12 protein-coding genes are annotated in these 12,750 nt (G+C 61.9%); 6 read left to right on the top strand and 6 right to left on the bottom strand.

The genetic code is table 11. From position 1 onward, the window contains the following. Positions 1-14 precede the first annotated feature (14 nt). The 3 genes from thrC to J5M56_RS06485 all read left to right on the top strand — a co-directional run bounded on the left by thrC (position 15) and on the right by J5M56_RS06485 (position 2,298). Positions 15-1,424: a threonine synthase gene (thrC, locus tag J5M56_RS06495; protein WP_186477755.1), complete on the top strand. Its 1,410-nt coding sequence runs from the start codon at positions 15-17 to the stop codon at positions 1,422-1,424. 125 nt (positions 1,425-1,549) lie between these two features. Beyond that, entirely contained in the window at positions 1,550-1,939 is a 390-nt protein-coding gene (locus J5M56_RS06490) for a hypothetical protein (protein ID WP_060478406.1), read from the top strand. Positions 1,940-2,016: 77 nt separating this feature from the next. Continuing rightward, positions 2,017-2,298, top strand: coding sequence for a DUF3509 domain-containing protein (locus J5M56_RS06485; RefSeq protein WP_060478405.1), 282 nt, complete (start codon positions 2,017-2,019; stop codon positions 2,296-2,298). 137 nt (positions 2,299-2,435) lie between these two features. Here J5M56_RS06485 and J5M56_RS06480 read toward each other — a convergent pair whose 3' ends face one another. Then, positions 2,436-3,293, bottom strand: coding sequence for a TIGR02285 family protein (locus J5M56_RS06480; RefSeq protein WP_207870365.1), 858 nt, complete (start codon positions 3,291-3,293; stop codon positions 2,436-2,438). Positions 3,294-3,304: 11 nt separating this feature from the next. Then, positions 3,305-4,504 (bottom strand): CaiB/BaiF CoA-transferase family protein, encoded by a 1,200-nt coding sequence (locus J5M56_RS06475; RefSeq protein ID WP_207870364.1) that lies wholly within the window; start codon positions 4,502-4,504, stop codon positions 3,305-3,307. Positions 4,505-4,637: 133 nt separating this feature from the next. Here J5M56_RS06475 and J5M56_RS06470 point away from each other — a divergent pair, with 133 nt between their 5' ends. From J5M56_RS06470 to J5M56_RS06460, 3 genes are all read left to right on the top strand, one after another. Beyond that, a complete protein-coding gene (locus J5M56_RS06470; RefSeq protein WP_054887014.1) occupies positions 4,638-5,180 on the top strand; it encodes a YaeQ family protein in 543 nt (180 codons plus the stop codon). Between the two features lie 30 nt (positions 5,181-5,210). After that, the gene (gene recJ / locus J5M56_RS06465; protein ID WP_186477758.1) at positions 5,211-6,920 is read left to right on the top strand and encodes a single-stranded-DNA-specific exonuclease RecJ; all 1,710 of its coding nucleotides are present in this window, start codon (positions 5,211-5,213) and stop codon (positions 6,918-6,920) included. Positions 6,921-7,145: 225 nt separating this feature from the next. Then, the gene (locus tag J5M56_RS06460; protein WP_060478400.1) at positions 7,146-8,252 is read left to right on the top strand and encodes an NADH:flavin oxidoreductase/NADH oxidase; all 1,107 of its coding nucleotides are present in this window, start codon (positions 7,146-7,148) and stop codon (positions 8,250-8,252) included. Between the two features lie 119 nt (positions 8,253-8,371). Here J5M56_RS06460 and J5M56_RS06455 read toward each other — a convergent pair whose 3' ends face one another. From J5M56_RS06455 to J5M56_RS06440, 4 genes are read right to left on the bottom strand one after another with little or no spacing between them, the layout of a single operon-like run. Beyond that, positions 8,372-9,796: a gamma-aminobutyraldehyde dehydrogenase gene (locus J5M56_RS06455; protein ID WP_060478399.1), complete on the bottom strand. Its 1,425-nt coding sequence runs from the start codon at positions 9,794-9,796 to the stop codon at positions 8,372-8,374. Between the two features lie 17 nt (positions 9,797-9,813). Continuing rightward, positions 9,814-10,620, bottom strand: a complete 807-nt coding sequence (locus tag J5M56_RS06450) for an ABC transporter permease (protein WP_186477759.1) — start codon at positions 10,618-10,620, stop codon at positions 9,814-9,816. Further along, on the bottom strand, positions 10,610-11,512 hold the full coding sequence (locus J5M56_RS06445) for an ABC transporter permease (RefSeq protein ID WP_207870363.1): 903 nt from the start codon (positions 11,510-11,512) through the stop codon (positions 10,610-10,612). Before J5M56_RS06445 ends, J5M56_RS06450 begins: the two co-directional genes overlap by 11 nt. A gap of 1 nt (position 11,513) precedes the next feature. Then, positions 11,514-12,554 carry an ABC transporter ATP-binding protein gene (locus tag J5M56_RS06440; protein WP_207870362.1) on the bottom strand — a complete coding sequence of 347 codons (1,041 nt, stop codon included), beginning with the start codon at positions 12,552-12,554 and terminating at the stop codon, positions 11,514-11,516. Between the last annotated feature and the right edge of the window lie 196 nt (positions 12,555-12,750).

Genomic DNA, 12,750 nt, shown 5'->3' with positions numbered 1-12,750 from the left:
GAAGGTTTGCACCCATGCGCTATATCAGTACCCGCGGCCAGGCACCGGCCCTGAATTTCGAAGACGTGCTGCTGGCTGGCCTGGCCAGCGACGGTGGCCTGTATGTTCCTGAAAACCTGCCACGCTTTACTCAGGAAGAAATCGCTTCTTGGGCTGGCCTGCCCTATCACGAGCTGGCCTTCCGGGTGATGCGCCCGTTCGTCGAAGGCAGCATCGCCGATGCCGACTTCAAGAAGATCCTCGAAGAAACCTACGGCAAGTTCGCCCACGCTGCGGTCGCCCCGCTGCGCCAGCTCAACAGCAACGAGTGGGTGTTGGAGCTGTTCCACGGCCCAACCCTGGCATTCAAGGACTTTGCCCTGCAACTGCTCGGCCGCCTGCTCGACCATGTACTGGCCAAGCGCAACGAGCGCGTGGTGATCATCGGCGCCACCAGCGGTGACACCGGCTCCGCCGCCATCGAAGGCTGCCGCAGCTGCGAGAATGTCGACATTTTCATCCTGCATCCGCATCAGCGTGTGTCGCAAGTGCAACGTCGCCAGATGACCACGCTGTTCGGCGACAACGTGCACAACATCGCCATCGAAGGCAACTTCGATGACTGCCAGGAAATGGTCAAGGCCAGCTTCGCCGACCAGTCGTTCCTCAAAGGCACACGCCTGGTCGCGGTCAACTCGATCAACTGGGCGCGAATCATGGCCCAGATCGTCTATTACTTCCACGCGGCGTTGCAGTTGGGCGGCCCAGCCCGTTCGGTGGCGTTCTCGGTGCCAACCGGCAACTTCGGTGACATTTTTGCCGGTTACCTGGCGCGCAATATGGGCCTGCCGGTCAGCCAATTGATCGTGGCCACCAACCGCAACGACATCCTGCACCGCTTCATGAGCGGCAACCAGTACGTCAAGGAAACCCTGCATGCGACCCTGTCGCCGTCGATGGACATCATGGTGTCGTCCAACTTCGAGCGCCTGCTGTTCGACCTGCACGGGCGCAATGGTGCAGCGCTGGCCGAGTTGATGGCGAGCTTCAAGCAAGGTGGCGGCTTCAGCGTCGAGCAAGACCGTTGGACCGAGGCGCGCAAGCTATTCGATTCGCTGGCCGTCAGTGACGAGCAGACCTGCGAAACCATTGCAGAGGTATTCGCTGCCACTGGTGAAGTGCTCGACCCGCATACCGCCATTGGCGTCAAGGCCGCCCGCGAGTGCCGCCGCAGCCTGGACACACCAATGGTGGTGCTGGGTACTGCGCACCCGGTCAAGTTCCCCGAAGCGGTGGAGAAAGCCGGTGTCGGCAAGGCCCTGGAGCTGCCGGCGCACCTGAGCGACCTGTTCAGCCGGGAAGAACGTTGCACGGTGCTGGCCAATGATCTGAAGGCCGTTCAGGCGTTCGTCAGCCAGCATGGCAACCGCGGCAAGCCATTGTAAGGGCTTGAGTCTGGCGGCCGCGATGCGGCCGCCAAGACGAGTCTTTGGTTTTTTTGAGAATCGTCCTACATAAGCGCCTGGAAGATTTGCCTAGAGTGACCGCTCCTTGCCCCAAGGAGCGGTTCATGCGCCAGCCCTACGTGCTGATTCACCCTGCACACCCTTCCCATCAAATTCTTCTTCACCAGGCCTGCAACGCCCATGGTTTGTTCAACGTGCGCGTCACACAAGACCTGGCCGATCTGGATACCTGCCTGGCCCGCAAGCCAAACGCCGATTTGCTGATCGTCGAGCATGCCGCGGGCGATGGCCTGGCCTTGCTCGAGCGGGCCAGCAGCAGCCGCGCCGTGTTGTTCGTCGGGCACCCCGACGCGGGCTGCCCCAATCTTGCCGATGAAGCCAGGCGCCTAGGCCTGTGGGTGGTTGCCGATCTCCCTTGGCCACTGCCGGCCGGGCGCTGGCAACAAGCGTTGCAACGTATTCAAACTGTCACTCGCGCAGGGCACGCTCACTGACACCGCCACGGGTAGCGAACTTTCCGCTGCGCTTGCTGGTCAGTTCATTCATGTCCACTAATAAGCGAGTGATCCGGATGGAACGAATCTGCAGACTGCTCAACGACGCCCTTACTCCATATCAGGCCATGCTGGGCGCCCCGGATGCCAATGGCAACCGCCAATTGACCCTGTTTGACGCCCTGGGTGGCACCGCTTTGAAGCGCACCGTCAGTGCCCGCCAATTACAAGAGCAAACCTTGCTGATCGACCTGGTGGATGGGTTGCATCGAGACCTGCAGATTGTCGAAGGGCGCTTGCAGCCCTGCGTGATCGCTGCCGTTCAGCAGCGTCAGCAGCCTCAGGGAACCTTTGCTTGAGTTACCTTTCCTAAATACCAAGCGCAGTCGGCCGGTGCTCAGCTCCGGTACTGGCCGGTGGGCGCGGTGAGTCCGTCAGGACTTTCGATTGGCCCCGGGCGTCCTCCCCAGCGTCCGGGGTTTCTTTTGTCTGCCGTTCAGCGTTTTTCGAAGAATTTTTTGCTGTCGATCAAGTAAGTTGCCCGCGATTGCGGGTCAAGCCAGCGCGCGTATTGGGCCGGCAGCGTATGCAGCCGTAACGCCGGTAAGAGTTGGTCGATGTGGCTGATTGCAGCATGCCCAAGCGGCGTATCCGAACAGCCCACGTACATGAACTGGTAGCGATCGGTACCTTGGATGGAGTGAAACTGGTAATCGGCCGGCGAGCCTCCCTGTTGCTCAATCAGGTAGCGTAGCTCCGGCCAATAGCCCAGCACCATTTGCAGGCGCCCTAACTGCTGCATCTGCAACAGATTTGCCGTGGCATCGTTGCCGTAGTGGCGGCTTAAGGCCGAATCGGGCAGTTGGCGCAAGATCTCATCGACCTGGCTGCTGTAACTGCGTTCGGCGACGATGCCCAGCTTCAACGTCGTGTTGCCTAGCAGGCCTTTGAGATCGAGCTGCTGGTGTTGCAGCCAGTTTTCCAGCAACGCCTGCGAGGTATTGAGCGTCACCACGCCACTGCTGAGCACGCCCAGTGTCGGTTGCGAGAACTGCACGAATTTCGCTCGTTCGGCGGTCCACAGCAGCATGGGATCGCAGGTGAATGTGCGCGGGTCCTGAAGCATCTGCAAGCCGCGCGCGCGGTTTACCCGGACAATGCTATGGTCGTACTCGGGCATCTGTTCGATCAGCAGCGGCAGCATTTGATCAATGACCCCCTGGCCTTTCTCCGTGCCCTCGAACACGGTGAACGGCGGCAGGTCGCGCACCAGCCACAGCAGGCGATCCTTGGCCTGGGCAGGCGCAACTACCTGTGCGAGCAGCAATGCGCAGTACAGGGCCAACGAGCGCATGGGCGGCAAACTCAGACAGTGCCCGCCTGGCGCAGCCTGGCAATCGCCGCCGGGTCGTAGCCCAGCGCCGCCAACACGCTATCGGTGTGTTCCCCAAGCGTCGGCCCAACCCAATCGGCAGACCCTGGTGTATCGGAAAGCTTTGGAACGATGCCCGGCATCTTGAACGGCTTGCCGTCAGGCAGCCGTGCCTGCAGGAACATTTCGCGGGCCAGGTACTGGGGGTCGTTGAACATGTCTTCGGCCGAATAGATGCGGCTGGCCGGGACTTCGGCGTCGTTGAGTACCGTCAGCATTCGCTCAAGCGGCACGCTGTTGGCCCAGCGGTCGATCACCCCGTACAGCTCGTCGCGCCGTGCGTCGCGGCCATCATTGCTGGCCAGGCTCGGGTCATCGGCCAGGTCCGCACGGCCGATGGCCTGCATGAAGCGCTTGAAGATGGCATCTCCGTTGGCACCGATCTGCACATGTTTGCCGTCGGCGCTGGTGTGGATGGAGGAGGGCGTGATGCCCGGCATGATATTGCCGGTGCGTTCGCGGATGAAACCGAACACGTCGAACTCCGGCACCATGCTTTCCATCATGGCGAAGATAGCTTCGTAGAGCGCTACGTCCACCACCTGGCCCAGGCCGCCGTTGACTTCGCGATGACGCAGCGCCATAAGGGCGCCGATCACGCCCCACAATGCCGCGATCGAGTCGCCAATGGAGATGCCCGTGCGCACCGGCGGGCGGTCGTCGAAGCCGGTGATGTAGCGCAGCCCGCCCATCGACTCACCGACTGCACCGAAGCCTGGCTGATCCTTCATTGGCCCCGTCTGGCCAAAACCCGACAAGCGCACCATGACCAGGCGCGGATTGAGTGCATGCAGCACATCCCAGCCCAGGCCAAGTTTTTCCAGCACGCCAGGGCGAAAGTTCTCGATCAGGATGTCGGCCTCACTCAGTAGCCGCTTGAGCACTTGCTGGCCTTCGGGATGCTTGAGGTTAAGGGTCAACGACTGCTTGTTACGGGCCTGCACGAACCACCACAGGGAGGTGCCCTCGTACAGCTTGCGCCATTTGCGCAGCGGGTCGCCGCCGTCGGGCGACTCGACCTTGATCACATCGGCGCCGAATTCGGCGCAGATCCGCGAGGCGAACGGCCCGGCGATCAAGGTGCCGAGTTCGATGACTTTAAGGCCGGCGAGGGGTTTGCTGGGCGTCGACATTGGGCATCCGTGGCAAGTGTTCAGAGCGGTGGTTTTAGCACAGCTCTGTGGCGCCCGATACTGCTGCGGCGCAAGCGCAGGCAGGATCGGGTAGACTAGGTGACTTTTCTCCAAGCACGAAGCCCCGTCGACCATGGCCCAGCCGTCCACCACTTACAAATTCGAACTGAACCTGACCGATCTTGATCGCGGCGTTTACGAAAACGTCCGCCAGACCATCGCTCGTCACCCTTCGGAAACCGAAGAGCGCATGGCCGTGCGCCTGCTTGCCTACGCCTTGTGGTACAACGAGAACCTGTCGTTCGGCCGTGGTCTTTCCGATGTCGATGAAGCGGCGCTGTGGGAAAAAAGCCTGGACGACCGCATTCTGCACTGGATCGAAGTGGGCCAGCCAGATGCCGATCGCCTGACCTGGTGCTCGCGCCGTACCGAGCGCACCAGCCTGCTGGCCTATGGCAGCCTGCGGGTGTGGGAAGGCAAGGTGGTGGGGGCGGTCAAGGGCCTGAAGAACCTGAGCATTGCCGCTGTGCCGCAAGAAGTGCTGGAAGTGCTGGCGACCGACATGCCGCGTACCATCAAGTGGGATGTGATGATCAGCGAAGGCACGGTGTTCGTCACCGACGACCGTGGCCAGCATGAAGTGCAGCTGCAATGGCTGCTCGGCGAGCGTGGTTGAACCGACTGACATTTGACTGCCGAAGACCCCATGCGTATCGAACCCCGCCCATTACCAACGACCCTGCCGTTCCTGGGTAATCTGCCACCGTTGCTGACCCGCCTGTATGCAGCCCGCGGCGTACAGAACGAGGCCGAGCTGGACAAGAGCCTGGCGCGGCTGCTGCCCTACCAGCAACTCAAAGGCATCGAGGCCGCTGTCGACTTGTTGGTCGCTGCCATCGACCTGGGCCAGCGCATCCTCATCGTGGGCGACTTCGACGCAGATGGCGCTACCGCCAGCACCGTAGGGGTGCTCGGCCTGCGCTTGCTGGGCGCAGCCCATGTCGATTATCTGGTGCCCAATCGCTTCGAATATGGCTATGGACTGACACCTGAAATCGTCCAGGTCGCTCTCGAACGTCGGCCAGATTTGCTGGTAACCGTGGACAATGGTATCTCCAGCGTTGAAGGCGTTGCCGCTGCCAAGGCCGCCGGCTTGAAGGTGTTGGTCACCGATCACCACCTGCCGGGCCAACAGTTGCCCGACGCCGATGCCATCGTCAACCCAAACCAGCCTGGCTGCAGCTTCCCCAGCAAGTCACTGGCCGGAGTAGGGGTGATCTTCTATGTGCTGATGGCGCTGCGCGCACGCCTGCGCAGCCTTGGCCGCTACGAGACCCAGCCGCAACCGAATATCGGTGAGCTGCTTGACCTGGTTGCCCTCGGTAGCGTTGCCGACGTAGTGCCGCTGGATGCCAACAACCGCATCCTCGTGCACCAGGGCCTGGAACGTATCCGTGCTGGCCGGGCGCGCCCGGGGCTGAAGGCCATTCTTGAGGTAGCGCGGCGCGACCACCGGCGCATTACCTCCACTGACCTTGGTTTCATCCTCGGCCCACGGCTCAATGCAGCCGGGCGTCTGGACGACATGAGCCTGGGTATCGAGTGCCTGCTGTGCGATGACCCGGCTCTGGCCCAGGCCATGGCGCAACAGTTGGATGAGCTGAACCAGGACCGCAAGTCGATCGAGCAGGGCATGCAGCGCGAGGCGCTGGCCCAGCTCAAGGACCTGCCCGTCGAGTCCATGCCGTATGGCTTGTGCCTATTCGATGCCGATTGGCACCAAGGCGTGATCGGGATTCTCGCGTCGCGGTTGAAGGAACGTTACCATCGGCCGACCATCGCCTTTGCCGACGCCGGCGACGGCATGCTCAAGGGGTCGGCACGTTCTGTGCCAGGCTTGCACATTCGCGATGCGCTGGATGCAGTCGCGGCGCGCCATCCGCAGCTGATCAGCAAGTTTGGCGGCCACGCCATGGCGGCAGGCCTGTCCCTGCCTGAAAGCCACTTCCCGGCATTTGCCGCGGCGTTCGACGAAGAAGTGCGCAGGCAATTGCGTGAGGACGACCTGACCGGGCGTCTGCTGTCCGACGGTAGCCTGGCGGTGGAGGAGTTTCACCTCGACCTGGCCAAGGCTTTGCGCAACGCCGGGCCTTGGGGGCAGCATTTTCCCGAGCCGCTGTTTCATGGCGTGTTCCAACTGGTGGAGCAGCGTGTGGTCGGTGAGCGGCACTTGAAAGTGGTGCTTAAAAGCGAGTGCGGCTCCGTTCGGCTGGACGGCATTGCCTTCGGCATCGACCGGGAGGTTTGGCCGAACCCGACGGTGCGTTGGGTGGAGTTGGCTTACAAGCTGGATGTCAACGAGTTCCGCGGTAACGAAAGTGTACAGCTGATGATCGCGCACATGGAGGCGCGCTGAGGGCTTGAGTGTAAGGGTCAAGGTCAAGGGCGGCTGAACGTGGGCGATGCTCGGGTGACCCTCAACCTGGAACGCCCCGCGCACCTTTGGGCGTATACCCTGCGATTGCACGGAACCTTTACCCCAACCAATCTGGTCTAGTCTGGTTAATGACCGGCACCGGGCCAAGGATGTGCTTCTGAGCGTCCGGGCCGATCACCATTGGAGTCCTTGGGAGGTGCCCTCATGAGCCTGCTGCTCGAGCCTTACACCCTGCGTCAGCTGAAGCTACCCAACCGCATCGCGGTCTCGCCGATGTGCCAGTATTCTTCGGTCGATGGCCTTGCCAATGACTGGCATCTCGTACACCTGGGCAGCCGCGCCGTGGGTGGCGCGGGCCTGGTCATCAGCGAAGCCGTCGCAGTGACTGCCGATGGTCGTATCACTGCCGAAGACCTTGGCCTGTGGAACGACGATCAGATCGCGCCGTTGCAGCGCATTACCCGTTTCATCACCGCCCAAGGCGCCGTGCCGGGCATCCAGTTGGCCCATGCTGGGCGCAAGGCCAGTACCTTCAAGCCTTGGCTGGGCAAGCACGGTAGCGTGAAGATCGAGGACGGTGGCTGGCAGCCGGTGGGGCCGTCAAAGATCGCGTTCGACCCACAGCACACACCGCCGCGGGAGCTGAGCAAAGACGAAATTCAAGAGGTGGTTGAAGCATTCGTTGCCTCGACCGAGCGGGCACTGAAAGCTGGTTTCAAGGTGGTCGAAATCCATGCCGCCCACGGTTATTTGCTGCACCAGTTTCTCTCACCGCTGAGCAACCAGAGGCGCGACGAATACGGCAGTTGCTTCGAAAACCGCATTCGCCTGACCCTGCAAGTGGTCGAAGCCGTGCGCAAGGTCTGGCCTGCAGAGCTGCCGCTGTTCGTGCGTGTCTCGGCAACCGATTGGGTCGAGGATGGCTGGAACCCGGACGAAACCGTAGAACTGGCGCGCCGTCTGCGGCTGCTGGGTGTCGACCTGATCGACGTGTCCTCAGGTGGCACCTCGGTCAATGCCGAAATCCCTACAGGCCCTGGTTATCAGACCCGCTTCGCCGAGCGTGTGCGCAAGGAGGCCGAGATTGCCACGGGCACCGTCGGCATGATCACCGAGCCGGCACAAGCCGAGCACATTCTGCGCACCGGGCAGGCTGATTTGATCTTCCTCGCGCGGGAACTGCTGCGTGACCCTTACTGGCCGCTGCACGCCGATGACGACCTGGGCGGCAACAAGGCCACCTGGCCTGCGCAGTACCAACGGGCGACCAGCCGGGCCAATCCGATTCATGAATCGGATCTGCGCGATTAGGTTTTTTTACTGAGGGTTCAAGGCTGTAGTGGGGCGGTGTGGCGCAAGTCGAGCGCCGCCCGCGCGGTGCTCGAAGCTCGTTGGCATCGAGCACCCCATGGCCCAGCAGTCCCGCCCCGTCAGTGCTTGATCATCACATGCCGCACGCAGGTGTAGTCTTCCAGCCCGTACATCGACATATCCTTGCCATACCCGGAATGCTTTTGCCCACCGTGGGGCATTTCGCTGACCAGCATGAAGTGGGTATTGACCCAAGTGCAGCCATACTGCAAGCGCGCCGCCAGCCGGTGGGCACGACCGGTGTCGCGGGTCCATACCGATGATGCCAGGCCATAATCGGAGTCGTTGGCCCATTCCAGCGCCTGTTCCTCGGTGTTGAAGCGCGTGACCGATACCACCGGGCCGAACACCTCGTTGCGCACGATCTCGTCATCCTGCAAGGCGTCAGCCAGCACGGTGGGCGCGAAAAAGAAGCCGTCCCCCGCAATGGCGTTGCCGCCGGTCACCAGGCGTATATGGGGCTGGGCGATGGCGCGCTGGACCAAACCTGCGACCTTGTCGCGGTGCTGGGCACTGATCAGAGGGCCCAGCTCGGTATCCTCGGCATCCTGCACGCCCACCTTGAGGCTGGAAACCGCCTTGCCCAACTGCTCGACGAAGCGGTCATAGATACCCGACTGCACGTACAAGCGGCAGGCTGCGGTGCAATCCTGGCCGGCGTTGTAGAAGCCGAAAGTACGAATACCCTCGATGGCCGCCTCGACATCGGCGTCGTCGAATACGATAACCGGTGCTTTGCCGCCCAGTTCCATGTGCATGCGTTTCACGCTGCTGGCGGTGGCGCCGATGATGTGGGCACCGGTAGGTATGGAGCCTGTCAGGGACACCATGCGCACCTTGGGATGAGTCACCAGTGGGTTGCCCACCGTTTGCCCACGGCCGAACAGAATGTTGAGCACCCCAGGTGGCAGCAGCTGCTGGGCCAGTTCGCCCAGGCGCAGGGCGGTCAGCGGAGTTAATTCGGAGGGCTTGATGACCACGGTGTTGCCTGCCGCAAGGGCCGGGGCGATCTTCCAGGCCAGCATCATCAATGGGTAGTTCCAAGGTGCGATCGAAGCGACCACACCTAGAGGGTCTCGGCGGATCATCGACGTATGGCCCGGCAGGTACTCACCTGCCGCCGAGCCGCCGAGACAGCGCGCGGCACCGGCAAAATAACGGAACACATCGGCGATGGCAGGGATTTCATCGTTCAGGGCTGCGGCGAACGGTTTGCCGCAGTTCTGCGATTCCAGCCGGGCCAGCTCTTGGCCATGGGCCTCGATGGCATCGGCGATTGCCAGCAGCGCCATCGAGCGCTCTTTGGGGCTGGTCTGCGACCAACCAGCAAAAGCCTGGTCGGCGGCTCGCACGGCGGTATCGACCTGTGCCTCGGTGGCCTCGTTGATCTGTGCCAGGGCGCTACCCTCGGCGGGGTTGAGCACAGTCCATGCCGGGCCTTCGCCGGCTACCAGATGACCGTTGATCAGCATTTTGACTTGCATCGGGGGCTCCTTATGGGTCACTTGCCACTGCCCGCAACGCTTTCGCCGCCACGGGTCAGGTAATAGGCACCGAGAATCGGCAGCATGGTCACCAGCATTACCAGCATGGCAACTACGTTGGTCACTGGCACATCGCGTGGGCGGCTGAGTTGGTTGAGCAGCCAGATCGGCAAGGTGCGTTCGTGGCCGGCTGTGAAGGTTGTCACGATGATTTCGTCGAACGACAGGGCGAAGGCCAGCATGCCACCGGCAAGCAGTGCCGAACCCAGGTTGGGCAGGATGATGTAGCGCAAGGTCTGCCAACCGTCGGCACCCAGGTCCATGGACGCCTCGATCAAACTTTGCGAGGTGCGCCGCAGGCGGGCAACCACGTTGTTGTAGACGATCACCACACAGAAGGTGGCGTGGCCGACCACGATGGTGAATACCCCAGGCTCTATGCCCAGGCTTTTGAACGCCGAAAGCAGCGCAATGCCGGTGATGATGCCAGGTAGGGCAATGGGCAGGATCAGCAGCAGCGAGATGCTCTCTTTGCCGAAGAAGTTGCGCCGGTACAGTGCCGCCGATGCCAGGGTGCCGAGCACCAAGGCTATCAGCGTGGCAAGGCCAGCCACCTGCAGCGACAGTTTGATTGCGTCGAGCACATCGGGCCGGGCGAAAGCTGCGCTGAACCACTTGAGGGTGAAACCTTTGGGCGGGAAGCTGAACGCTGCGTCCTCGGTATTGAACGCATACAGGAAAATGATCAGGATCGGGAAGTGCAGGAACAGCAAGCCGCCCCAAGCCGCCACGCGCAGGCCCATGGATGCTTTTTCAGAGTGCATCGAATGCCCCCAGACGTTTGACGATCGACAGGTAAACCGCAATCAGGACGATCGGCACCAAGGTAAAAGCAGCGGCCATCGGCATGTTGCCGATCGCACCCTGCTGGGCATAGACCATGCTGCCGATGAAGTAGCCTGGCGGGCCGATAAGTTGCGGCACGATGAAGTCACCCAGGGTCAGTGAGAAGGTGAAGATAGACCCGGCGGCAATACCTGGGATCGACAGCGGCAGGATGACCTGGAAGAACGTCTGGCCTGGCTTGGCACCCAAGTCTGCCGAGGCTTGCAGCAACGACGGCGGCAAGCGTTCGAGCGAGGCCTGGATCGGCAGGATCATGAACGGCAGCCAGATGTACACGAATACCAAGAAACGCCCCAGGTGCGAGGTCGACAAAGTACTACCGCCCACGCCCGGTACCGCCAGAATGGCTTGCAGCAGGGCATCCAGATGCAACTGCTGGACGAACCACTGGGCTACCCCACCTTTTGCCAGTAGCAGGGTCCAGGCGTAGGTCTTGACGATATAGCTCGCCCACATCGGCATCATCACGGCGATGTAGAAAAACGCTTTGGTCTTGCCGCGGGTGTAGCGCGCCATGTAGTAGGCGATGGGGAAGGCCAGCACAGCGCTGGCCAGGGATACCGCCACAGCCATGGCCAAGGTACGCAGGATGATGTCGAAATTCGACGGGTTCAGCAGCGCGACGAAATTGCTCAGGGTCAGCTGCGGGGTGACCGTCATGCTGAAGTCGTCGAAGGTGTAGAAGCCTTGCCACAAAAGACCCAGCAGCGAGCCCAGATAGATGGCGCCGAACCAGGTCAATGGCGGAATCAACAGCAATACCAGGTAGAGGTTGGGGCGCCGGTACAACAGGTCGCTGAGCTGGCGCATGTCAGTGGTCCTGGCCTATGAGGGTTTCCTCAAGCGCAGTCATTGCCTCGCGTGGCCAGCGCACCTGTACTGGCTGGCCGACCTGCAAGGGCTGGCTTTGCACCTGCCAGCGGTCGTTGGCTTGGCTGACAGCGATCAACTGGCCGCTGCTCAGCTGCACCTCATAGCGCGTGGCACTGCCCTGGTACTGAACGTCGCGCAGCACGCCCGCTAGCTGAACCTCCTGCACTTGCCCAGGTTGATCCACCAGGCGGATATGCTCGGGGCGAATGGAAAACGGCGTGCGCCTGCCGCAAAGTTGTTCGGCAAGATCACCGCGGATTACGTTCGAAGTGCCGACGAACTCGGCCACGAAGGTGGTGGCAGGCTTCATGTAGAGGTTGCGTGGCGTGTCGACCTGCTCAATGCGCCCACGGTTGAATACTGCCACCCGATCCGACATCGAAAGCGCTTCGGTCTGGTCGTGGGTGACGAAGATGAAGGTGATGCCAAGCTGGCGTTGCAGTTTCTTGAGCTCGCCCTGCATCTGTTCGCGCAGCTTCAGGTCCAGTGCGCCAAGCGGTTCATCGAGCAACAGCACCCGTGGCCGGTTGACCAGCGCGCGGGCCAGGGCCACGCGCTGGCGCTGGCCGCCGGAAAGCTGTGCCGGCCTGCGTTCGCCATAGCCTGCCAGGGCAACCATGTTCAGCGCTTGCTCGGCACGGGCCAGGCGTTCGGCTTTGGCCACGCCTTTGACTTTGAGGCCGTAGGCGATGTTGTCGCGCACGTTCATGTGCGGGAACAGCGCGTAGTCCTGGAATACCGTGTTGACGTCACGTTGATAGGGCGGCACCCCTGCAGCCTCGACGCCATGGATACGAATAGAGCCGCTGTTTGGTTGCTCGAAGCCTGCGATCAGGCGCAGGCAAGTCGTCTTGCCCGAGCCGGAAGGGCCAAGCATGGAGAAGAATTCGCCATCTTCGATGTCGATGCTGACCTGGTCGACAGCCTTGACCTCGCCGAAGGTGCGGCAAACCTGGGTGAACTGAACGGCTAGAGGCATACGCAGGTTCCGGAAAAATAGCTGTCTGCTGTTCGGGCCGCTTCACAGGTACAGCGCCAGCCGTGCATGAGGCGCCGTCCCTGTGAGAGCAAGTAGCTGGTCTGCTGGTGCCGGCCTCTTCTTAGCTGCACCCGCCCCTACAGGGTTGGGCACCTCAAAACGTGCGCAGCCCTCGTGGGAAGGGGGCTTGAGAAGA

This window comes from Pseudomonas sp. 51_B (assembly GCF_017491595.1).
Lineage (GTDB): Bacteria > Pseudomonadota > Gammaproteobacteria > Pseudomonadales > Pseudomonadaceae > Aquipseudomonas > Aquipseudomonas promysalinigenes.
The sequence above is the reverse complement of the archived record's forward strand: the minus strand, read 5'-3'. Positions and strand labels throughout refer to the sequence as shown.

Excerpts from the sequence above, each read along its gene's own strand:
- thrC (WP_186477755.1), top strand. The coding sequence starts at position 15 with ATGCGCTATATCAGTACCCGCGGCCAGGCACCGGCCCTGAATTTCGAA.
- J5M56_RS06490 (WP_060478406.1), top strand. The coding sequence starts at position 1,550 with ATGCGCCAGCCCTACGTGCTGATTCACCCTGCACACCCTTCCCATCAA.
- J5M56_RS06485 (WP_060478405.1), top strand. The coding sequence starts at position 2,017 with ATGGAACGAATCTGCAGACTGCTCAACGACGCCCTTACTCCATATCAG.
- J5M56_RS06480 (WP_207870365.1), bottom strand. The coding sequence starts at position 3,293 with ATGCGCTCGTTGGCCCTGTACTGCGCATTGCTGCTCGCACAGGTAGTT.
- J5M56_RS06475 (WP_207870364.1), bottom strand. The coding sequence starts at position 4,504 with ATGTCGACGCCCAGCAAACCCCTCGCCGGCCTTAAAGTCATCGAACTC.
- J5M56_RS06470 (WP_054887014.1), top strand. The coding sequence starts at position 4,638 with ATGGCCCAGCCGTCCACCACTTACAAATTCGAACTGAACCTGACCGAT.
- recJ (WP_186477758.1), top strand. The coding sequence starts at position 5,211 with ATGCGTATCGAACCCCGCCCATTACCAACGACCCTGCCGTTCCTGGGT.
- J5M56_RS06460 (WP_060478400.1), top strand. The coding sequence starts at position 7,146 with ATGAGCCTGCTGCTCGAGCCTTACACCCTGCGTCAGCTGAAGCTACCC.
- J5M56_RS06455 (WP_060478399.1), bottom strand. The coding sequence starts at position 9,796 with ATGCAAGTCAAAATGCTGATCAACGGTCATCTGGTAGCCGGCGAAGGC.
- J5M56_RS06450 (WP_186477759.1), bottom strand. The coding sequence starts at position 10,620 with ATGCACTCTGAAAAAGCATCCATGGGCCTGCGCGTGGCGGCTTGGGGC.
- J5M56_RS06445 (WP_207870363.1), bottom strand. The coding sequence starts at position 11,512 with ATGCGCCAGCTCAGCGACCTGTTGTACCGGCGCCCCAACCTCTACCTG.
- J5M56_RS06440 (WP_207870362.1), bottom strand. The coding sequence starts at position 12,554 with ATGCCTCTAGCCGTTCAGTTCACCCAGGTTTGCCGCACCTTCGGCGAG.